General features: G+C 72.1%; 15 protein-coding genes and 3 pseudogenes. 9 read left to right on the forward strand and 9 right to left on the reverse strand.

Annotated elements, in window-relative coordinates; all coding sequences use genetic code 11:
* Positions 1-226: 226 nt before the first annotated feature.
* Positions 227-652: an MGMT family protein gene (locus tag WJ438_RS14500; RefSeq protein ID WP_406725611.1), complete on the reverse strand. Its 426-nt coding sequence runs from the start codon at positions 650-652 to the stop codon at positions 227-229.
* Positions 653-853: 201 nt separating this feature from the next.
* Here WJ438_RS14500 and WJ438_RS14505 point away from each other — a divergent pair, with 201 nt between their 5' ends.
* Together WJ438_RS14505 and WJ438_RS14510 are read left to right on the forward strand one after the other, a co-directional pair.
* Positions 854-3,631, forward strand: a complete 2,778-nt coding sequence (locus WJ438_RS14505; protein WP_406725612.1) for a lysylphosphatidylglycerol synthase domain-containing protein — start codon at positions 854-856, stop codon at positions 3,629-3,631.
* 164 nt (positions 3,632-3,795) lie between these two features.
* Positions 3,796-5,271 (forward strand): alpha/beta hydrolase, encoded by a 1,476-nt coding sequence (locus WJ438_RS14510; RefSeq protein WP_406725613.1) that lies wholly within the window; start codon positions 3,796-3,798, stop codon positions 5,269-5,271.
* Between the two features lie 92 nt (positions 5,272-5,363).
* Here the strand turns inward: WJ438_RS14510 and moeZ are convergent.
* The 7 genes and pseudogenes from moeZ to WJ438_RS14545 form a co-directional block, all read right to left on the reverse strand.
* Positions 5,364-6,541 (reverse strand): annotated as a pseudogene (moeZ, locus tag WJ438_RS14515) (adenylyltransferase/sulfurtransferase MoeZ).
* 63 nt (positions 6,542-6,604) lie between these two features.
* A pseudogene (locus WJ438_RS14520) lies at positions 6,605-7,352 on the reverse strand (spherulation-specific family 4 protein).
* Positions 7,340-8,359 carry an NAD-dependent epimerase/dehydratase gene (locus WJ438_RS14525; RefSeq protein ID WP_406725614.1) on the reverse strand — a complete coding sequence of 340 codons (1,020 nt, stop codon included), beginning with the start codon at positions 8,357-8,359 and terminating at the stop codon, positions 7,340-7,342. Before WJ438_RS14525 ends, WJ438_RS14520 begins: the two are co-directional and overlap by 13 nt.
* A 40-nt stretch (positions 8,360-8,399) precedes the next feature.
* Positions 8,400-9,548 (reverse strand): hypothetical protein, encoded by a 1,149-nt coding sequence (locus tag WJ438_RS14530; protein ID WP_406725615.1) that lies wholly within the window; start codon positions 9,546-9,548, stop codon positions 8,400-8,402.
* A complete protein-coding gene (locus WJ438_RS14535) occupies positions 9,545-11,275 on the reverse strand; it encodes a DUF3492 domain-containing protein (protein ID WP_406725616.1) in 1,731 nt (576 codons plus the stop codon). Before WJ438_RS14535 ends, WJ438_RS14530 begins: the two co-directional genes overlap by 4 nt.
* 213 nt (positions 11,276-11,488) lie before the next feature.
* The gene (locus WJ438_RS14540; protein WP_406725617.1) at positions 11,489-13,009 is read right to left on the reverse strand and encodes a DUF3152 domain-containing protein; all 1,521 of its coding nucleotides are present in this window, start codon (positions 13,007-13,009) and stop codon (positions 11,489-11,491) included.
* Positions 13,010-13,017: 8 nt separating this feature from the next.
* Positions 13,018-14,091 carry an alpha/beta fold hydrolase gene (locus WJ438_RS14545; RefSeq protein ID WP_406725618.1) on the reverse strand — a complete coding sequence of 358 codons (1,074 nt, stop codon included), beginning with the start codon at positions 14,089-14,091 and terminating at the stop codon, positions 13,018-13,020.
* A gap of 222 nt (positions 14,092-14,313) precedes the next feature.
* Between WJ438_RS14545 and WJ438_RS14550 the strand changes: the two genes are divergently transcribed.
* The 4 genes from WJ438_RS14550 (at position 14,314) to WJ438_RS14565 (ending at position 16,309) form a co-directional block, all read left to right on the forward strand.
* Positions 14,314-14,541 (forward strand): hypothetical protein, encoded by a 228-nt coding sequence (locus WJ438_RS14550; RefSeq protein WP_406725619.1) that lies wholly within the window; start codon positions 14,314-14,316, stop codon positions 14,539-14,541.
* 183 nt (positions 14,542-14,724) lie between these two features.
* A complete protein-coding gene (locus WJ438_RS14555) occupies positions 14,725-15,369 on the forward strand; it encodes a TetR/AcrR family transcriptional regulator (protein WP_406725620.1) in 645 nt (214 codons plus the stop codon).
* A gap of 168 nt (positions 15,370-15,537) precedes the next feature.
* The gene (locus WJ438_RS14560) at positions 15,538-15,765 is read left to right on the forward strand and encodes a DUF3107 domain-containing protein (protein WP_019522837.1); all 228 of its coding nucleotides are present in this window, start codon (positions 15,538-15,540) and stop codon (positions 15,763-15,765) included.
* Between the two features lie 274 nt (positions 15,766-16,039).
* Complete coding sequence (locus WJ438_RS14565) at positions 16,040-16,309, forward strand: hypothetical protein (RefSeq protein WP_406725621.1); 270 nt, start codon at positions 16,040-16,042, stop codon at positions 16,307-16,309.
* 35 nt (positions 16,310-16,344) lie between these two features.
* Here the strand turns inward: WJ438_RS14565 and WJ438_RS14570 are convergent, their stop codons facing one another.
* Positions 16,345-17,100, reverse strand: coding sequence for a ferritin-like fold-containing protein (locus WJ438_RS14570; protein WP_406725622.1), 756 nt, complete (start codon positions 17,098-17,100; stop codon positions 16,345-16,347).
* 488 nt (positions 17,101-17,588) lie between these two features.
* Between WJ438_RS14570 and WJ438_RS14575 the strand changes: the two are divergent.
* The 3 genes and pseudogenes from WJ438_RS14575 to WJ438_RS14585 form a co-directional block, all read left to right on the forward strand.
* Positions 17,589-18,022, forward strand: a pseudogene (locus tag WJ438_RS14575) (DEAD/DEAH box helicase); the annotation flags it as partial.
* Between the two features lie 240 nt (positions 18,023-18,262).
* On the forward strand, positions 18,263-19,606 hold the full coding sequence (locus WJ438_RS14580; protein WP_406729690.1) for a helicase-related protein: 1,344 nt from the start codon (positions 18,263-18,265) through the stop codon (positions 19,604-19,606).
* Positions 19,607-19,703: 97 nt separating this feature from the next.
* A complete protein-coding gene (locus WJ438_RS14585; RefSeq protein WP_406725623.1) occupies positions 19,704-20,642 on the forward strand; it encodes an alpha/beta fold hydrolase in 939 nt (312 codons plus the stop codon).

A 20,642-nucleotide genomic window follows, 5' to 3' on the forward strand; every position in this document is an offset into this window, starting at 1 on the left:
AACTCACGTGGTTCGCCGGTCCTGGTGGGTGTGCTGGTTGCCGTTCCACCGCGTGCGGTGGGCGGTGGCCGTGGGGTCGAGGGGGACACGTGCTGGTGACGCTACGCCGACGGAGAGTACGGAAGCAGGGCTTCCTACTCTTTCCTCTCGACACTGGCGGCACACGTGTCACTTGCTTCACGAACGTACGTCATGGCACGGTCGTGCCCCATTTCCCCCGTACGGATCACAGGTCACCCGGCGGTGCGCCCGATGCCGGAAGCTGGCTGGTGTGACCCTCCGCGTGGCCGCCGCCGTCCCACCGCGCGCGCTTCATCTCGAGGCGCGGCAGGTGCCCTTCTGCGGCCCGGCTCGCCTCTTTGAGCGGAGTGCCCTCCGCGCGGTAGTGGCCGAGGGCTCTCAGCTCCTGACCCGGCAGCAGCACACCGTCCGCGCGGACGACACGCCACCACGGGACGGCTCCGCCGTAGAGCGTCATCACACGCCCTACCTGACGGGGGCCGCCCTCCCCCAGCCACTCGGCCACGTCGCCGTACGTCATGACGCGGCCCGGCGGGATCCGCTCGGCCACCTCGAGGACCCGCTCGGCGTACTCGGGCAGGGCGTCCGCGTGCTGGGGGCCGGTGTCGGACGGAAGGCTCTCCTTACTCATCCGGCCCATCCTGTACCACCCCACCGACAACGCGACCGACCATGTGGCGGGTTACACGCGCGCGTGCTTACGCCTCGCCCGGGGACCGTGCTTCGGGCAGACTGTGCGGCCCCGCACGCGGACCCTGATGCCCCCTTGTGGCGGTACGGCATGCCACCATCGTGCGGGCGGTGACTGGTGATACGAGAGCAAGAAGAGGCGATGAAACAGCAAGGTGCGCACCCCGGGGACACGGCGGGCACCTCTGACGCTTCGTCGCGCCCGGACACCGAGAACACCGGCCCGCAGGACGCCAACGCGAAGGGCACCGGCACCGAGGCGGCCGGGAAGCAGGCAGCTCTGGACCCCGGCGGCACCGATCCGGCGCACAGCGACGAGGTCGAGGGCGACGAACCCCTGCTCCCCGCGCGCGTGCACCGCCCGTCCGATCTCATGCGGCTCGTCGTGGGTGTACTCGCCGTCGGGGTGCTGCTGGCGGTCGCCGCCTTCGCCCTCGGCACCACCTCGGGGCTGGAGCAGGACATCACCAAGGGCACCGGTCGGGCGCCCGACCTGCTCATCAAGATCGCCGGTCTGGCCTCCAGCATCGCGATCCTCCTCGTGCCGGTGGCCTTCGCCATCGAACGGCTGATCAAACGGGACGGACTGCGCATCGCCGACGGGGTGCTCGCCGCCGTCCTCGCGCACGGCGCGACACTCGCCACCGATCTGTGGGTCGCGCGGGCCGCGCCCGGCTCGATCCAGGATGCGCTGACCCAGCCCTCCCCCGGCGACATCCACGCCCTCACCGATCCGGTGCACGGCTACCTGGCGCCGGTCATCGCCTACATGACGGCCGTCGGCATGTCCCGCAGACCCAGATGGCGCGCGGTGCTGTGGGTCGTGCTGCTCCTCGACGCCTTCTCGATGCTCGTCACCGGATACACGACTCCGTTCTCCATCATCCTGACGGTGCTGATCGGCTGGACCGTCGCCTACGGCACCCTCTACGCGGTCGGTTCGCCCAATGTGCGCCCCACCGGACAGACCCTGATGGCGGGCCTGCGGACCGTCGGCTTCCATCCCGTGAGCGCGTCCCGCCAGGAGGCGCCGGACGCCGTCGAGGCCGGGGACCGGGGCCGCCGGTACTTCGTCACCCTGGAGGACGGTCCGCCGCTGGACGTGACGGTGGTCGACCGTGAGCAGCAGGCACAGGGCTTCTTCTACCGCGCGTGGCGCAATCTGACCCTGCGCGGCTTCGCCACCCGCAGCAGCCTCCAGTCCCTGCGCCAGGCACTGGAGCAGGAGGCACTGCTGGCGTACGCGGCCATCGCGGCCGGCGCCAACGCGCCCAAGCTGATCGCGACCTCCGAACTCGGCCCCGACGCGGTGATGCTCGTCTACGAGCACAGCGGCGGGCGCACCCTGGACTCGCTGCCGGACGAGGAGATCACCGACGAGCTGCTGCGTGGCACCTGGCGTCAGGTGCAGGCGTTGCAGTCCCGCCGGATCGCGCACCGCAGGCTGGTCGGGGACGCAATCCTGGTGGATCGTTCCGGCAGGGTGATCCTCACCGACCTGCGCGTAGGGGAGATCGCGGCCGGCGATCTGCTGCTGCGCATGGACGTCTCCCAACTGCTGGTGACGCTCGGGCTCAGGGTGGGCGCCGAACGCGCGGTGGCCTCCGCGCTGAGTGTGCTCGGGCCCGACGCCGTGGCGGACTGCCTGCCGATGCTCCAGCCCATCGCGCTGAGCCGCTCCACACGCGGGACCCTGCGCCGGCTCGCCCGGGAGCGGGCGCAGCGCGACCGCGAGGCGGTCCTGGAGGCCTCCCGGCAGGCCAAGCCGTTCCGCGCGGAACAGGCCGCGGAGCACGCCGAAGGGCCCTCGGCCGGGTTCGCCGCGGCCGGGAAGCCGGACAAGAGGACCATGCGGGCGGAACAGCGGGCCGAGAAGCGTGCCATCGACGAGGCGCTGGACGAGGCCCGCGACGAGGACCTGCTCACGCAGATCCGGCACGAGGTGCTGCGGATCAGGCCGCAGGCGCCGGTGGAGCCGGCCCGGCTGGAGCGGGTGCGTCCGCGCACGCTGATCAGTTTCATCGCCGGCGCCATCGGCGCGTACTTCCTGCTGACGCAGCTCACCCACATCGAGTTCGGACCGCTGATCGCCAACGCCGAGTGGGGCTGGGTGGCGGCCGCCGTCCTGTTCTCGGCGGGCAGCTACTTCGCCGCCGCCCTGGCGCTGCTGGGGTTCGTCCCGGAGCGGGTGCCGTTCGTCAGGACGGTGGCGGCGCAGGTCGCCGGGTCTTTCGTGAAGATCGTCGCCCCGGCGGCAGTGGGCGGTGTCGCTCTGAACACCCGGTTCCTCCAGCGCGCCGGGGTACGGCCGGGGCTCGCCGTGGCGAGTGTCGGCGCGTCGCAGTTGTTCGGGCTGGGCTGCCACATCCTGATGCTGCTGTCGTTCGGCTATCTGACGGGTATCGAGAAGACGCCGTCGCTGTCTCCGTCCCGCACGGTCATCGCGGGTCTGCTGACGGTGGCGGTGCTGGTGCTCGTGGTGACCTCGGTGCCGTTCCTGCGGAAGTTCGTCGTCACGCGCGTGCGGTCGCTGTTCGCGGGTGTCGTGCCGCGGATGCTCGATGTGCTGCAGCGCCCGCAGAAGCTGATCACCGGCATCGGCGGCATGCTGCTGCTCACCGCCTGCTTCGTGATGTGTCTGGACGCCTCCATCCGGGCGTTCGGCGACGAGACGACCTCGATCAGCATCGCCAGTGTCGCCGTCGTCTTCCTCGCGGGCAACGCGTTGGGGTCGGCGGCGCCCACCCCGGGCGGTGTGGGCGCGGTCGAGGCGACCCTGACGGTCGGTCTGATCGCGGTGGGGCTGCCCAAGGAGGTCGCCGCGCCGGCGGTGCTGCTGTTCCGGCTGCTGACCCTGTGGCTGCCGGTGCTGCCGGGATGGCTGGCCTTCAACCACCTCACCCGCAAGGAAGCGCTGTAGTTCGAGGAGCTGTGCCGAGCGGGGACCGTCTGCTCCTGCACTCCGTGAAGTGGCAGGTCAGAGGGTTATCCACAGGTTTTCCCGGTGAACCCGGGATCTGCCTACCATGGCCTGACCGCCATCCGCCGCACGGTGCGGACGGCCCGCGAGGGGGGATGTGGCACATGACGCGTTTCGTACGGTGGACGGCTCTGGCGGTCTCCGCCGCGCTCCTGACGGCGGGGTGCAGCGGCGGCTCGTCCGATGACGAGAGCGGCAGGGCGGCGCTCGACTGGGGGCGCTGCGAGGCCTCCGGCGGCGCGCCCGCCCCCGGTGACGACTGGCAGTGCGGCACGCTCGAGGTGCCGCTCGACTGGTCGGAACCGGACGGCGAGACGATCGGGCTGGCCCTGATCCGGGCGAAGGCCACGGGAGGCGACCGCCTCGGGTCGCTGCTGTTCAACTTCGGCGGCCCCGGTGGCTCCGGCGTGTCCATGATGCCCTCCTACGCCGCGAACGTCTCGAAGCTGCGCGAGCGGTACGACCTGGTGAGCTGGGACCCGCGGGGAGTGGCCGCCAGCGAGGGCATCCGCTGCCGGGAGAACGGGGAGATCCAGGCGGCCGAGTCGGTGGACACCACCCCGGACACCCCGGCCGAGGAGCGGGCCTACCTCAGGGACGCCGCGGACTTCGGGCAAGGCTGCCAGGAGGCGGCGGGCAAGCTGATGGCACACGTGTCGACCGCCGACACCGCCCGCGACCTGGACCACATCCGGCAGACGCTCGGCGACGACAGGCTGAACTACTTCGGGATCTCGTACGGCACCGAACTCGGCGGGGTCTACGCCCATCTGTTCCCCGAGAAGGTGGGCCGGATGAACCTCGACGCGGTCGTCGACCCGACCGCCGACACGGTGGGGCACGCCAAGAACCAGGCGCGCGGTTTCCAGCGCGCGCTGGACAACTATCTGAAGTCCACCGGGCGGGATCCCGAGCAGGGGACGCGCGAGGTCGCGGAGCTGCTGGACCGGATCGACGCCGAGCCGCTGCCCACGTCCTCGGCCGGCCGGGAGCTGACCCAGACATTGGCGCTGACCGGCATCGTCCTCCCGCTGTACACCAAGGAGGGCTGGCCGGCGCTGACCAGCGCCCTGCGGGCCGCGGAAGAGGGGGACGGCTCGGAACTGCTGGCGCTGGCCGACGGCTACAACGAACGCGACGCGTCGGGTCACTACGGCACGACGACCCACTCGCAGCGGGTCATATCGTGCTCGGACGACAGGCAGCGGCCGACGGCGGCGCAGACGAAGAAGCTGCTGCCGGAGTTCGAGCGGATCTCGCCGGTGTTCGGGTCGTCCCTCGGCTGGGACATGGCGGGCTGGTGCCACGACTGGCCGGTGCCGGGCCGACACGACACCCCGGAGGTGAGCGCGCCGGGTGCGGCGCCGGTCCTGGTGATCGGCAACACCGGCGACCCGGCCACCCCGTACGAGGGTGCCCGGCGGATGGCGGACGAACTGGGCAAGGACGTGGGGGTCGTGCTCACCTGGAAGGGCGAGGGCCACGGCGCGTACGGCAGTGGGAGCGACTGCGTCGACTCCACCGTGAACGCGTATCTGCTGGACGGCACGGTGCCGAAGGACGGCAAGGTCTGCTCATGACAACGGCGGGGGCCTCGCGCACCCGTGGTGCGCGAGGCCCCCGCCTCGGCCTCTCGTGCGGATCAGGCCGACATCGCGGTGGTGACCCGGGGTCAGTAGATCGGCTTCGTCGGCTCGATCTGGTTGACCCAGCCGACCACGCCGCCGCCGACGTGGACGGCGTCGGCGAAGCCCGCGGACTTCAGGACCGCGAGAACTTCCGCACTGCGGACACCCGTCTTGCAGTTCAAGACGATCTTCTTGTCCTGCGGAAGGGCCTCCAGGGCGTTGCCCATGAGGAACTCGTTCTTCGGGATCAGCCGGGCGCCGGGAATGGAGACGATCTCGAACTCGTTCGGCTCGCGGACGTCGATGATCTCGATGTTCTCGCCCTCGTCGATCCACTCCTTGAGCTGCTTGGGAGTGATCGTGGCATCGGCGGCCGCCGCCTGGGCCTCCTCGGAGACGACGCCGCAGAAGGCCTCGTAGTCGATGAGTTCGGTGACGGTCGGGTTCTCGCCGCAGATCGCGCAGTCGGGGTCCTTGCGGACCTTGACCTGGCGGTACTGCATCTCCAGGGCGTCGTAGATCATCAGGCGGCCGACCAGCGGCTCACCGATGCCGGCGAGGAGCTTGATGCCCTCGTTGGCCTGGATGGAACCGATGGACGCGCACAGCACGCCCAGGACGCCGCCCTCGGCGCAGGAGGGGACCATGCCGGGGGGCGGGGGCTCCGGGTAGAGGCAGCGGTAGCAGGGACCGTGCTCGGACCAGAACACGGAGGCCTGGCCGTCGAAGCGGTAGATCGAGCCCCAGACGTAGGGCTTGTTCAGCAGCACGCACGCGTCGTTGACCAGGTAGCGGGTCGCGAAGTTGTCCGTACCGTCGATGATCAGGTCGTACCCGCTGAAGATGTCCATCACGTTGTCGGCCTCGAGCCGCTCTTCGTGCAGGACCACGTTCACGTAGGGGTTGATGCCCTTGATCGTGTCTCGCGCGGACTCGGCCTTCGGCCGGCCGATGTCGGCCTGGCTGTGGATGACCTGCCGCTGCAGGTTCGACTCGTCGACCTCGTCGAACTCCACGATGCCGAGCGTGCCCACGCCCGCCGCGGCCATGTACATCAGCCCTGGCGAACCCAGGCCACCGGCGCCGACGAACAGCACCTTGGCGTTCTTCAGCCGCTTCTGCCCGTCCATCCCCACATCGGGGATGATCAGGTGGCGGGAGTACCTGCGAACCTCGTCTACGGTGAGCTCGGGGCCGGCTCGACCAGGGGTGGCAACGACACGGGGACTCCGTTGGTCGGTCAATCACTACAGTTGTCCTCCCCCCAACAGTGCCATGGCCTTTTTCATTCCGAGACACCCATCCCGATCCGCGAGACGAGATCGTCCCAGTAACCGGGCAGCGGTTCCCAGGGACCGGTTCGGCCGTCGCGGTCCGTGCGGTCGGTGAAGTAGATGGTCGCGGCGCCCTGCCAGCGGGCGATGCGCAGCGCCTCCTCCAAGTGCGGGCCGGGCACTCCGTGGACGATGTGGCAGAACCGCTCGGGCGGATGGTCGGCGGTCCACTCCGCCACCTGCGACCAGCGGTAGTCGCTCCACGGACCGGAGAAGGTGACCAGTTGGTCCGCGATCTCGGCGTGGCCCGGGTGCGGGTGGATGCCGTGACCGAGGACGATGTGGGCGTCGCCACGGATTCCCCGGAGCGTGCCGACCGTGCGCCGGACCTCGGGGAGCGCGGCACGGTCCGCGGGGCAGCGGTCCAGGAGGAATCCGTCGGCCTGATACCAGTCGATGAACCGGTGGGCGTCCGAGATCAGCTCGCCGAAACCTCTCAAGCCATATGCCGAGTCGAGATGACCCAGGATGCGGACACCGGCGTTGCGCAGGCCAGGCCGCCTCCAGGCAGTGCGGGTCGGGTTGTACGCCGGGTCCGTTGGCCACGTTCAGGACGACCCAGTGCAGAGGGCTTCCGTCTCCCGGGCGGGTGAGTGCCTTCCACTCGGCCGGGGCGAGGAGGGGGTGCGCCAGGCCGGGGACGCCGAAGCCGGTACGGATACCGGTGCCGGGCCTGAGCCGGGGGATCAGATACGACATGCCGCCTCCATCCAGATGTCGGCGAGGGACTCCTCGAGGTTGGTTCTGGGGCGCCAGCCGAGCCGGTCGCGCGCGGTGCGCACGTCCGCCTGCTGCCAGCTGCCGCAGCCGTCCGGGTACGGGTACGCGACCGACGCCCCTTGGTGGTCGGACTCGTTCCGCGGATGGCCGATGCCCGGCCTGAGATGCGGGGTGTGGGCGGTGTGGCCTGTGTGGGTGACGTGGCCGCCGTGGATGACGTGAGTGCCGGACGGGCCGTCGAGTTCGTGGAGGACACCGCCGTATCCGGCCACGCGGGCGAGGACCGCGGCGGCGTCACGCAGGCGGACGGCTCGGCCCGAACCGATGTTGATGACGCCCTGTGCGGCGGACAGCGAGGCGGCGTGCACGGCGCGGGCCACGTCACGGACGTCGACGAAGTCGCGCTGGGCACCGAGACCGCCTAGCTTCAGTTCGCCGTCGCCGGACTGCATGGCGCGGCGCATCGCCTCGGCGAGGCGGCCGAGCGGGGAGCCGGCGGGGGTGCCGGGCCCGGCGGGTGAGAAGACCCGCAGGACCACGGCGTCCAGCCCGGAGCCGAGAACCAGTTCGGTCGCGGCGAGCTTGCTGACACCGTACGGGCCGCCTGGACGGGGGACGGCGTCCTCCGCCGTGGAGGAACCGGGCTGGCTGGGGCCGTACTCCGCGCTGCATCCGATCTGTACGAGGCGGGCGCCGCAGCCGCTGCGGCGCAGGGCCTCGCAGACGGTGGCGACGGCGACGGTGTTGTGCCGGGTGAGTTCGCGGGCACCGCCACGGGTGGCACCGGCGCAGTTGACCACCACGCCGGGGTGGACGGCGTCGAGGAATCGGGTGAGCGCGCCGGGGCTGCCGGTGGCGAGGTCGAAGCGGACGTCGGCGTCGTCGCCGCGGCCGAGGACGGTGAGCTGGACGGCCGGGTCGGCGAGCAGACGGTCGGCGACGAAACGGCCGATGTACCCGTTGGCTCCGATCAGCAGAACTCTCATCGGGCGGCTCCTGTGGCGGCCGAGGCTGCTGGGCGGGTGATCATGTGGGATCTCCTTGGAGTGGTGCCTGCGGCTGGGCGTGCGCCGAGGCTCGGGTGAGTGTGCGGGCTGCGTGGATCAGGAGGGTCAGGGCCGCCGCGCCGCAGATGAGAGTGGGGACGGCGGTGGGCCCCCAGGCGGTGACCAGGCTCTCCACGGGCGCGGCCAGCGCGCCGCAGCCGGGGAGGCGGGCCGCGAAGACCGTGGCCAGGGCTGCTGCCTGTGCCAGGGCGGCGGCGACGAGGATCACCTTCGGGGCGCGGGTGAAGCCGTGGAGGGTGAGGAGACGGGCCAGGAAGAGGAGGGCGCCCAGGGAGAGCGCCTCGGAGTGGGTGAAGGGTTCGTCCAGGGCCGCCGCGCAGAGGGAGAGGAGAACGGCCAGAGCGCACAGGAACAGCGTGAGGACGCCGAACAGCAGGGGGCGTACGGAGGCGGTGAAGTCTTCGAGGCCTCGGCTGGACGCGAGTCTGCGGCGGGCTCGCACGGTGAGCAGGTGGGCGAGCCAGGCACCGGGGGCGCAGACCAGGGTGAGGGCCAGGGCCGGAGCGACGGTGAGCGGCCAGTCGCCGTCGGCGGCACCGGTGGGCGGGCCGTCGGGGCCGCCGGTGATCGCGGCGTGGAGCAGGCCGTCGCCCAGGACGGCGTAGCCGATGAGCCAGCAGGTCCACGTCGCCGTGCCCGAGGCCGGCGGGCGGGCGGCGCTCAGCGGGCCCCGGCGCAGAGCCGCGCGCGCGGCCAGGGCGACGGCGAGCACTCCCGCGGCGACCGCGTAGAGACGGGTCTGGCCTTGGATGAGGCGCAGGGCGGTCACCGACGCGACGCCGAGGGCGCCGGGGAGCAGCGTGAGGGCGATCCAGCCGGCGCGCACCTCGGGAGCGGCGGTGGCGGAGGGGCTGGGGGTGTCGTGGTCACGGGGGATCCGGGCGTACAGCTCCTCCGCGAGGGAAAAGACGTCCCGGTGGCGAAAGCGTGCGGCGGTCCGGTCGGTGACGCCGTGCGCCTCCAGGCCGGCCGCGATCTCCAGGGGGTCCACCGCGCGTTCGCACAACTCACGGTGGCGGTGCAGCAGCGCCTTCACGGGGTCGGCGGTGTCTGGGCGGTTGGTGGCGGGCCGGGCCGGCTCCCGGTCCAGTTCGTCGAGTCCGGTCATCGCGCCGCCTCCGTCGCGGGGACCAGTGGTGTGGCCTGCACCGGGGTGACCGGCACCGGGATGTCCGTGGCCCGCACGGCGGCGTCGGTGGCCCAGGCGGGGACGGTGCGGGACGGCGGGCGGGAGGCGGGACCGGACCAGTCGCCGGGGACGTGGACCTCGGCGGGGGTGGCGAAGGGCAGGGGGTCACCGGTGCCGTTCAGGAGGACGCGGTGGACCGGGCTCCGTGCGACGATCTCCAGGTACAGGTCGTGGAACGCGGCGACGTTCTGCTCGACGGTGAACAGTTCGAGTGCGCGGGCGCGCGCGGCGGCGCCGAGGCGCGCACGGCGCTCGGGGTCGCGCAGCAGCGTCACGCAGGCCTCGGCGAGCGCCCGCGGGTCGCGCGGCGGTACGACGAGACCGGTTCCGCCGATGACCTCGACCACCGCGCCGACGTCCGTGGACACCGTCGCGCGGCCGGTGAGCATCGCCTCGGCGAGACCGGCCGGGAACCCCTCCACGACACTCGACAGGACGATCACGGCGCCCGAGGCGTACGCCTCGGCCCGGCCGGTGGATTCCGGGTCGCCGCTCTCCTCGAAGGACACCGGGCCGGCGCTGGCGGAGTGCGGGCCCTCGGCCCCGTCCGGGAAGAGCCTCGCGGCCAGCGCCCGGCAGTGCTCGAGGTAGGCGGCACCCTCCGGGCCGGTCGGGCCGCCGATGATCCGCAGGCGGGCCCTGGGCTCTTCCTCGCGGATGCCGGCGAACGCGCGCAGCAGCGAGACCAGGTCCTTGGCGGGCTCCACGCGGCCGATCCACACGAGGGTGTGCGGATCCGCGCGCTCCGGGGACTCCTCCGCCTCCGCGAAGGGCGCGGCTTCCATACCGGGGTAGACGGTGCGGATCTTCGCCCGGTCGGCACCGCAGCGTTCCTGCCAGCGGCGGGCGTGGGTGTTGCCCGGGGTGACGAACGCGGCCCGCCGGTAGGTCTCGGCGGCGAGCCGGCCGTGGAAGGCCGCGAGCAGGGACCGGACCGCGGGTGGGGCGTCCGGGCGGGTCAGGTAGTGCGTGCGCAGCCGTACGCCGTACTCGGTCACCAGCAGGGGGACGTCGAAGAAGTGGCCGGCGAGCAGGCCCGGCAGGGCGGCCGTGCCGCCGGAGGCGGCGTGGCACAGGTCGACCGCGCCGAGCCCGTCCTCCTCGTACCAGTCGAGCGAGAGGGGGCGCAGGGCGTGGTGCAGACGGGCGGCCACGGCCAGCAGGTCCGGTACCCGGGCCTCCCGCGCGGCGCGCAGCACGCGGGGCGCACGACAGGCGCGCTCCAGGGTTCGTACGGCGGTCTCGGAGCGGAGAGCGTCGCCGAGACCGCCCTCGTCGTGGGCGAGCTCGGCAAGGCCGTACAGCGCGTGGGCGAAACGGTCCGCCTCGGCCGGGGCACGGGTCGTCGCGGGGTCCGCCGCGCTGAGCACGGCGGCGAGTTCGCCGTAGTGCTCGATGAAGCGGCGGCGCGCGCGCCTGCCGTACACCACCCCGTCATCCTCGGCCGCCCACAGCGGCGCGGTACGCACCCTGGTGACCTGCGGCGGCAGCGGCACCCAGCCGGCGTCCTCCTGGGCTTCGCTGCGGCTGAACGCGTAGACGTCGAACTCGTGGTGCCCGAGTCCGCGCACGAGACGGTCGCACCAGAATCCGGCGTCACCGCCCACATACGGATAGCCACCCTCCGTAAGCAGTCCGATGCGCACGAGTGCACCCCCGATCTCCCGTATGGGGAGCCGCCGTTGGCCCGGCGGCTCGCAGCGGGACGAACGTATGCGGACAAGGTGGGGGTGTGATGGACGGTTGTCCGTCGCACCACCACAAGGGGTGAACAGTCGTAACTTTCTCGCACGGGGCGCGTTTGGTGGCGCTATGCGATCAAACGGCGACGGGCGCGCCCGGTGCGCCCGGCCGGTGCGTCAGCCCTTCGGATACGGCCAGGGGTTCGGCCGGCAGCTGATTCCACCGTGGTCGAGGAACTTGGTCTGCTGCTGCATGACCGGGGCCAGCTCGCCGTCCTTGTCGCAGGTGAGGTGGTTGTACCCCAGGCGGTGGCCGATCTCGTGGTTGATCAGCATCTGGCGGTAGGCGAGAAGCTCGTCGCCGTACGTCTCGGCGCCCTGCGCCCACCGGAACGCGTTGATCATCACGCGCTCGGTGGCCGCCGAGTCGCAGGAGACGTTGTCCACCGTGGTGTCGAGTCCGGACTTGGCGCACCAGTCGGCGGTCGTCTCGGGGCTGGCGAGGGTGATGACGAAGTCGGGGCGGCCCGAGTGGATGCGCTCGAAGACACGGGCGCCGTTGTGCGACCAGCTTCGGTTGTCGTTGAGCGTCCGCCGCACCGCCTCGGCGAAGAGTTGGCCCTCGAGGCCGAGCCCCTGCTCCACATCGACGCGGTAGGTGATCTTCTGCCCCTTGCCCTGCGCGTGGTCGATTCCGGGGATCGCGTCGAACTTCCCCGAGCCCGCGCGGGAGTCGGCGATCGGGTACCTCTTCTCCATCTTCTGCGCGTACGTCAGCGGCCCGGCGCCGGACGACGCCCCCGAGGCGTCGTCCCGCTCGCCCCCGCGCGAACCGGAGTCCCGGACGTCGTGCGCCGCCTGACCGGTGACGGACTGCGCCTGTACGTCGTCGGCGGCATCGTGTTCGTCGGCGACCTGGCCGGCCACGACCACGGCCAGCACGGTGGTGACGGCGGCGGCCGCGATCCCGGTGAACGCGCGCCCCTTGGCGCCCTTGGTCTCCGTCGGCGCCCCGGCGGGTGGCGCGTCGTCGTGGAGGTCGGCCGGGGCGCGGGCGGCCGACGCGGTGTCCCAGTCGGTGACGGCGGCGTGGGAGTCCGCCGGGTACGCGGAGTCCGTGGCGGAGGTCCGGCGGGCCGTGTCGCGGGGCGTGAAGAGGTCGTCCCCCTCGTCGAAGGCGTCGAGGTAGTCCTGTCGCGGGCCCCGCGGCCCCCCGGGGGGCGCCTGACGCTGTCGCGGCAGGGGCACGCCGCCACTGGCCGGCCCGGGATGCCCCGGGTACCCGGCTGCCGGGTCCTTCCCCCTCAACTCGCCCCAGCCACCGCCGGGTTCCCGCTGTTCGGGATGGCCGCCGCCACGGACGCGCGGAACGCCGTGAGCGGGGGTGCCGTCGGGCAGCCGCGGCACTCCACGCGCGGGCGTCCCGTCCGGAAGCCATCCGTCCGGCAGGCGCGGCACCCCGTGAGCGGGGGTCCCGTATCCCGCGGGCGGGCCGTGACCCGGCACTCCACGACCGGACGGAACCGGGCCGTGCACCCCGGTTCCGTCGAAGGTCGCCCCCTGCCCCGGACGGCCCTCGCGCCGACCGTCCGGCCAGGCCCCTCCCCGGCCGCCCCGGGCCTCCCGGTCGGCACGTGCCGCCGTCGGATCCGCGGTGCCGCCCTTGGGGGCGGGTCCACGACGGCTGTGGCGTCCCACGTGGTGCCTCAGCCCCTCAGGTTCTCGGCGGTGGCCCCGCCGTCGGCGGTCTCGTCCGCAGCGGTGTCGGCGGCCGAGCCCGGGGCGCCCTTCGCGCCCGGCTCCAAAGTATCCCCCTCAGCCACTGAATCCGTTGTGTCCACGAGGAGTTCACGGAAAGCGGCGGCCACGATCTCGGGATATTCCATCATCGCCACGTGCCCCGCGTCGGGCAGGGTGACCAGTCTGGAGTCGCGGAACGCGCGGGCCGCGCGCCCGGCCATGCGGAAGCCGACGAGCTGGTCCCGGCCGCCGTACAGCAGCAGCGTCGGCGCGAGCACCCGCTCGGCCTGGCGCCACAAACCGTGCTGACCACCCAGGGTGTACGCGTTGACGAGTCCCCGCGCGGAGCGCGCCATGGCGTCCCAGAAGTACGGCAGCCGCATTCGCCGCTCCATCTCCTGCACGGCGTTGCGGAACGCCTCCGGCGACACCTGCGCGGGGTCCCCGTAGCAGAGCGCGACGATGCCGCGGACTCGCTGCTCCGCCGACCACCCCTGGGTGATCCGGGTGAAGAGCTGGGCCACCCCGGGCACCGCCAGCAGTCCCGTGGGCACCGCGGTGCGCTGCACCCGCAGCTCGGGGAGGGCCGGTGACACGAGCGTGAGCGTGCGGACGAGGTCGGGGCGTACGGCGGCGACGCGGGTGGCGACCGCACCGCCGAGCGAGTTGCCGAAGAGGTGCACGGGACCGCGCCCGGACGAGTCGAGATAACGGATCACCGCGCGCGCGTGCGCGGAGATCGAGTAGTTGCCGTCGTCCGGGGGCGGCGAGTCACCGAAGCCCGGAAGGTCGACGGCCTCACTGTCGACGACGTCGTCCAGGTGCGTCATCAAGGCCGACCAGTTCTGCGACGACCCTCCCAGCCCGTGGATGTGGAGGGCGGGCGGCAGGCCCTCACGCGCGGGCGGCCTCGACCGCACCGACAGGGTGACGCCGGGCAGTTCGACCGATCTGAGGCGCTCACCCTCCGCGACCCTGACGGCGGCCACCCTGGGTAGCACGGTCGCGGGCGGCACGGACGGCAGGTCGGTCGAAGACATGCCGCAATGTTACGAGACGATCACGCGGGGACTCATGTGTTCGCGGTCACAGGGGCGGCGCCGGCACCGGTCGGCCACCGTCGACTCCGCCGTGCGCACCGTGTCACAACCCGATCGCGGATCGCATAGCGTCCGGATCGGGTGTCTCCTAGGCTCATACCGAGGGCACCCGCATGTGGCCCCTGCACTCTCCGGGGACGTTCATAGGAAGGGAGCCCAGCCATGGCCGTAGACCCCACCGACCCCGAGACGTTCGAGGAAGCCGAGGACGCTCGCGAGGGCCAGGAGTACGACGTCGAGGCACCCGAGGTCGACGCGGCCGAACAGCGCGCGGACCTCGAGCAGGACCGCGACGAACCGCTGACCGGCGCCGACGCCGACCGCGCCAATGAGGCGGACCTGGCCGAGCAGGCCCGGGTCGTCTCCCTCGACGAGGACGACTACCGGTGAAGGCGACATCACACGAGAGGGAGGCGGCACCCTGCCCCCTTTGACAGATTTTGAAACCGTCCGTGCCGCTTTCGCCGTAGTCCGGTACGTGAAATTCTGCGCTCTCAGCGCGCACACCACGGTTACCGAAAAGTACGATGGCGGCGCGGCTCACACCGCACGTGGACGAAAATGGGAGGCGGCGTGACAGCCATCGAGCAGACAGAGACCGTGCGCCCGAAGGGTACACGCCTGCCGCGCCGTGCCCGACGGAACCAGTTGCTGGGCGCCGCCCAGGAAGTATTCGTCGCGCAGGGCTACCACGCGGCGGCGATGGACGACATCGCCGAGCGTGCGGGCGTCAGCAAGCCGGTGCTCTACCAGCACTTCCCGGGCAAGCTCGATCTCTATCTGGCGCTGCTGGACCAGCACTGCGAGGCGCTGATCCAGTCGGTGCGCCACGCGCTCGCGTCGACCAGCGACAACAAACAGCGCGTACGGGCGACCATGGACGCCTACTTCGCGTACGTCGAGGACGACGGCGGTGCCTTCCGCCTGGTCTTCGAGTCGGACCTGACGAACGAGCCCGCCGTACGCGAGCGCGTCGACAGGGTCACCAACGACTGCGCCGAGGCAATCTGCGACGTCATCGCCGAGGACACCGGTCTGTCGCGCGAGGAGTCGATGCTGCTCGCCTCGGGGCTGGGCGGTCTGGCCCAGGTGGTGGCGCGGTCATGGCTGCACAGCGACCGCAGCGTGCCCCGCGACCAAGCGGTGCAGTTGCTGACCTCGCTGGCCTGGCGGGGCATCGCCGGATTCCCGCTGCACGGCAACGAGCAGCAGTTCTGACAGCCTCCAGGAGCGCCGCCGGGCGCGCGGGGGTGGTCGTTTGTTCCCGTCGGGTGTTCGCTCCTGGCGTTGCGGGGGCAGAGCGTGCGCGTCCCCTCACCGGGCTAATGTGTGCTGGGTACGGCGCGGAAGGTCGCGCACTTCACTGACCGTCGGAGGGACATAGCCGTGGAGGTCAAGATCGGCGTGCAGCACGCGCCCCGCGAGATCGTTCTGGAGAGCGGTCAGAGTGCCGAGGAGGTCGAGCGCGTGGTGGCCGAGGCATTGGCCGGGAAGTCGCAGCTGCTGAGCCTCGTGGACGAGCACGGCCGCAAGATCCTGGTCCCGGCCGACCGTCTCGCGTACGTCGAGATCGGCGAGCCGGCCCCGCGCAAAGTGGGCTTCGGCGCGCTGTAGGCGACGACCGGCAGACAGGGCAAGGGCCCGGCGGTTTCGGAATTCCGATACCGCCGGGCCTTTCCGCGTCCCTCCCCCGTTGTTGAACCGTTCAGCCCCTCTCCCTTGCTGTTCTCCCCTACGTCACCGGCCGTTTCCCCCGCTGTCTCCCGCCACCCCGCTCTTCACGGACGGAGCACAGGTCGCACGCGGAGGAGGATTGGATTTCGCAGGTCAGGGGTAAGACGGGCTACGACCGATGCGATCAGGCCGGCCATGTGGGAGGGACCCCGACATGCTCTTGGAAGCGCTCAGTTCAGCGATCCTCGGCCTGGCCCTGGCGTGGGCGGCCACGCGCCGCCTGCCGCACCGCCTCCCCGCCCGCGCGCTGGTCCTGTCGACCGGTGTGGCCGGGGCCGTGTTCGGCGCGCTGATCACGCACAGCGCGCTGGACGCGAGCAGCCCGCTGACGGTCCTGTTCGGCGCCGTGATCGTCTCCGCGGCCTCGGTGTCACTGCTGCTGCGCCCCGCGGGGAGGCTCCGCGGCCGGTCGGCGACCGCCTGACGGCCGCCGACGCCGGTACGGGACCTGACCGGTTCTCAGGCCGCCAGCCCCAGGGCGGCCATTCGCTTGGTGTGGGCCTCGGTGATCCGGGAGAACATCCTGCCGACCTCTGCGAGGTCGAAGCCGTCCGCGACACCGCCGACGAGCATCGTCGACAGCGCGTCCCGGTCGGCCACCACCCGCTGCGACTGGGACAGCGCCTCACCCATCAGCCGACGCGCCCACAGCGCGAGCCGTCCGCCCAGGCGCGGGTCCGCGTCGATCGCCGAGCGCACCTTCTCCACGGCGAAGCCGCCGTGCCCGGTGTCGTCGAGCACGGTCAGCACCAGAGCGCGGGTGTCGGAGTCCAGCCGGACCGCGACCTCCCGGTAGAAGTCACTGGCGATGGAGTCGCCGACGTAGGCCTTGACGAGGCCCTCGAGCCAGCCGGAGGGCGCCGTCTGCTTGTGGAAGCCCTCGTACGCGGCGACGAACGGCTCCATGGCGGCGGTCGGCTCCTCGCCGATCTCGGCCAGCCGGTCGCGCAACCGCTCGAAGTGGTGGAACTCGGCCGACGCCATCTTCGCCAGCTCCGCCTTGTCCTCCAGCGTGGGAGCCAGCTTGGCGTCGTCCGCGAGCCGCTCGAACGCCGCGAGCTCTCCGTACGCGAGCGCGCCGAGCAGATCCACGACGGCGGCGCGGTACTGCGGGTCGGCGGAGGCGGCCGTCCAGTCCAGGGCGGCGACGCCGGTGGGTGCGGCCGGGGTGTCGGGGGTGTCCTCGGCGTGGTCAGGCTTGTCAGAGCTCGTCATAAACCGCACAATAGCCCGCTCATCGGGAGCCGGAAGGTGCTGGTCAGCAGGTGCGATGACGACTACGTGGCCAAATCGCCCATGGCGTGTGCGCGAATCCGGGGTATGGTGGTAATGCGCCTGCCGAATACTCTGATGTATTCGGCAGGGCGTATGTATGAGGATGCCCGGTCGGAGGCCCGATCGGCTCCGCCCCGACCGCTCTCCCTGACCGTACGGCACATCGCGTACGACGATCGGAGGGACCCTCAGCGGTACGAGCGCTAGAGCGTCGGCAGTGGTCCCGTGCCCTACGGCATCCCCGTAAGGCAGCCGACGTCCCCGGCACGGTCCATAGACGACCCCCCGCGCTCGCCTCGCACCGCGCACACAGAAGAGGCAGCACCCTGACTACGTTCCGAGAGCTCGGGATTCTCCCCGAGACCGCCGAAGCCCTGGAAGCCGTCGGCATCGTCACCCCCTTCCCCATCCAGGAGCTGACGCTCCCCGTGGCCCTGTCGGGCACGGACGTCATCGGCCAGGCCAAGACCGGCACCGGAAAGACGCTCGGCTTCGGCCTCCCGCTCCTCGAGCGCGTGACCGTCCCCGCGGACGTGGAGGCCGGGCGCGCGAAACCCGAGGACCTCACCGACACCCCGCAGGCGCTGGTCGTCGTTCCCACCCGCGAGCTGTGCACGCAGGTCACCAACGACCTGCTGACCGCCGGCAAGGTGCGCAATGTGCGCGTCACCGCGATCTACGGTGGCCGGGCCTACGAGCCGCAGGTCGAGGCCCTGAAGAAGGGCGTCGACGTGATCGTCGGCACCCCGGCCGGCTGCTCGACCTGGCGGGGCAGAAGAAGCTGAACCTGAAGCATGTCAAGGCCCTCGTCCTCGACGAGGCCGACGAGATGCTCGACCTGGGCTTCCTGCCCGACGTCGAGAAGATCATCAACCTGCTGCCGGCGCGCCGCCAGACCATGCTCTTCTCGGCCACCATGCCGGGCGCGGTCATCGGGCTGGCCCGCCGCTACATGTCGCAGCCCACGCACATCCGCGCCACCACGCCGGACGACGAGGGCGCGACGGTCGCGAACACCACGCAGTTCGTCTACCGCGCGCACAACATGGACAAGCCCGAGCTGGTCTCGCGGATACTGCAGGCCGACGGCCGGAGCCTGGTCATGGTCTTCTGCCGCACCAAGCGCACCGCCGCCGACCTCGCCGACCAGCTCAAGCAGCGCGGCTTCGCCTCCGGCGCGGTCCACGGCGACCTCGGCCAGGGCGCCCGCGAGCAGGCGCTGCGCGCCTTCCGCAACGGCAAGGTGGACGTGCTCGTCTGCACCGACGTCGCCGCCCGCGGCATCGACGTCGAGGGTGTGACGCACGTCATCAACTACCAGTCGCCCGAGGACGAGAAGACGTATCTGCACCGCATCGGCCGTACGGGCCGCGCGGGTGCGAAGGGCACGGCGGTCACGCTGGTCGACTGGGACGACATCCCGCGCTGGCAGCTGATCAACAAGGCGTTGGATCTGGGCTTCAGCGATCCGCCGGAGACGTACTCCACCTCCCCGCACCTGTTCACCGACCTCGGCATCCCCGAGGGCACGAAGGGTGTCCTGCCGCGCTCGGAGCGCACTCGCGCCGGGCTCGACGCGGAGGAGTTGGAGGACCTGGGCGAGCCGGGCGGCCGCGGCGGGCGCGGTGGCCGCAACGACCGGAGCGGCCGGGACGACTCCCGGCCCGCCGAGCATGAGCGTCCGGCCCGTACGCCGCGCCGCCGTCGCCGTACGCGCAGCGGTGCCCCGCTGGGCGACTCGGCGCAGCCGGCGGCCCCGGCCGTCGAGGGCACCGATGAGGCCGATACCGCTTCCCGCACCCCGCGCCGCCGTCGCCGTACGCGCGGTGGGTCCGTCGCCGAGGCGACGACCGTCCCGGTGACCGCGGTCGAGTCCCCCGAGCCCGCGCAGTCCCCCGAGCCCGCGCAGTCCCCCGAGCCCGCGCAGTCCGTCGAGCCTGCCGAGTCGGCTGTCGCGACGGCCGAGGACAGCGCAGTCGGAGATGCTCCGGAGACCCTGTCGACGCCGCGCCGCCGCCGAACCCGCAAGGCCACGGCTGCTACGGCCACTGCGGCTCCTGCGGCCGAGGCGGTGGTGGACAGCGTCGAGGGAACCACCGAATCCGCCCCGGAGGCGGCCGAGGCGAAGCCCAGGGTCCGTCGCACCCGCAAGGCCGCCACCGCCCTGCAGGAGCCGGAGGCCGCGGCGGACGCCACGGCCGAGGCGAAGCCCCGGCGTGCCCGGAAGACGGCAGCCGCCGCCGAGACCGCGCTCGACACCGCCGAAGCCGCCGAGACCAAGCCGCGCCGCACCCGCAAGGCCGCCGCGACCACCGAGACCGCCGCGACCACCGCCGACATCCCGGCGCAGGCCGCACCGGAGGCGGAGGCGGCCGAGGCGAAGCCCAGGGTCCGTCGCACCCGCAAGGCCGCCGCGGCGGCCACCGCGGAGCCCACGAAGGCCTGACGCACCACCCCGAAGGCCCGGTCCCGCACCCGTGGGGCCGGGCCTTCGGCGTCGGCCGGCACCTGCCCGCCCCCCTGCTGCCCGCTACCCTCACCCCGTGACCAGCCACCCCGCCCCCGCCCCCACTCCCCCTCCGAGGCCGGCCCCCGCCTCCGCCCCGCCCGCCGGCGCTCGGGCGTACCGGCTCCGCACGTCCCGTGGGGAGTTCGCCGTAGTCGACGTGCCACCGGCCGACGGCGTCGAGCCGAAGGGGGTCGTGCTGTCACTGCCCGGGTTCACGGGGAGCAAGGAGGACTTCACGCTGCTGCACGGGCCGCTCGCCGCACGCGGGTACCGCAGCGTCGCCGTGGACGGGCGGGGACAGTACGAGTCGGACGGTCCCGCCGACGACGAATCCGCTTACGCTCAGGCCGAGTTGGCTCGGGACGTGCTCGCGCAGGCGGAGGCGCTCGGCGCGGCTGCGCCGCTGCACCTCGTCGGGCACTCGCTCGGCGGCCAGATCGCCCGTGCGGCCGTGCTCGAGGACCACTCCCCCTTCCGTTCGCTCACCCTGGTCTCGTCGGGCCCCGGCCGGATCTCGGTCTCCCAGGAGCAGCGCGTGAAGCTGCTGCGGGACGCGCTCGCCCAGATGTCGATGGCGCAGTGCTGGGAGGCGATCCTGGCCATGGGCCCGCCGGAGGAGGTCGGCGGTCCCGCCCGTGGGCTCGGCGACCAGGAGCATCTGCGCCGCCGCTGGCTGGCCACCAGGCCCGCACAACTACTCGCCACAGGAAGGCAGTTGTGTACGGAGCCGGACCGGGTCGCCGAACTCACCGCCGTGCCGCTGCCGTTCCATGTGCTGTCGGGTGCGCACGACGACACCTGGCCGGTACCGGACCTCGATGCCATGGCCGTACGGCTGAACGCGCACCGCACGGTCGTCGCCGGTGCCGAGCACTCCCCCAACGTCGACCGGCCCTCGCCCACGGCACACGCCCTCGCCGCCTTCTGGGACCGGCTCCACGACGACGGCACCGGCACCCGGCACCACGGCTAG

The organism is Streptomyces sp. GD-15H (assembly GCF_045291515.1).
Taxonomy (GTDB): Bacteria; Actinomycetota; Actinomycetes; order Streptomycetales; family Streptomycetaceae; genus Streptomyces.

Excerpts from the sequence above, each read along its gene's own strand:
- WJ438_RS14500 (WP_406725611.1), bottom strand. The coding sequence starts at position 652 with ATGAGTAAGGAGAGCCTTCCGTCCGACACCGGCCCCCAGCACGCGGAC.
- WJ438_RS14505 (WP_406725612.1), top strand. The coding sequence starts at position 854 with ATGAAACAGCAAGGTGCGCACCCCGGGGACACGGCGGGCACCTCTGAC.
- WJ438_RS14510 (WP_406725613.1), top strand. The coding sequence starts at position 3,796 with ATGACGCGTTTCGTACGGTGGACGGCTCTGGCGGTCTCCGCCGCGCTC.
- WJ438_RS14525 (WP_406725614.1), bottom strand. The coding sequence starts at position 8,359 with ATGAGAGTTCTGCTGATCGGAGCCAACGGGTACATCGGCCGTTTCGTC.
- WJ438_RS14530 (WP_406725615.1), bottom strand. The coding sequence starts at position 9,548 with ATGACCGGACTCGACGAACTGGACCGGGAGCCGGCCCGGCCCGCCACC.
- WJ438_RS14545 (WP_406725618.1), bottom strand. The coding sequence starts at position 14,091 with ATGTCTTCGACCGACCTGCCGTCCGTGCCGCCCGCGACCGTGCTACCC.
- WJ438_RS14550 (WP_406725619.1), top strand. The coding sequence starts at position 14,314 with ATGGCCGTAGACCCCACCGACCCCGAGACGTTCGAGGAAGCCGAGGAC.
- WJ438_RS14565 (WP_406725621.1), top strand. The coding sequence starts at position 16,040 with ATGCTCTTGGAAGCGCTCAGTTCAGCGATCCTCGGCCTGGCCCTGGCG.
- WJ438_RS14570 (WP_406725622.1), bottom strand. The coding sequence starts at position 17,100 with ATGACGAGCTCTGACAAGCCTGACCACGCCGAGGACACCCCCGACACC.
- WJ438_RS14580 (WP_406729690.1), top strand. The coding sequence starts at position 18,263 with ATGGTCTTCTGCCGCACCAAGCGCACCGCCGCCGACCTCGCCGACCAG.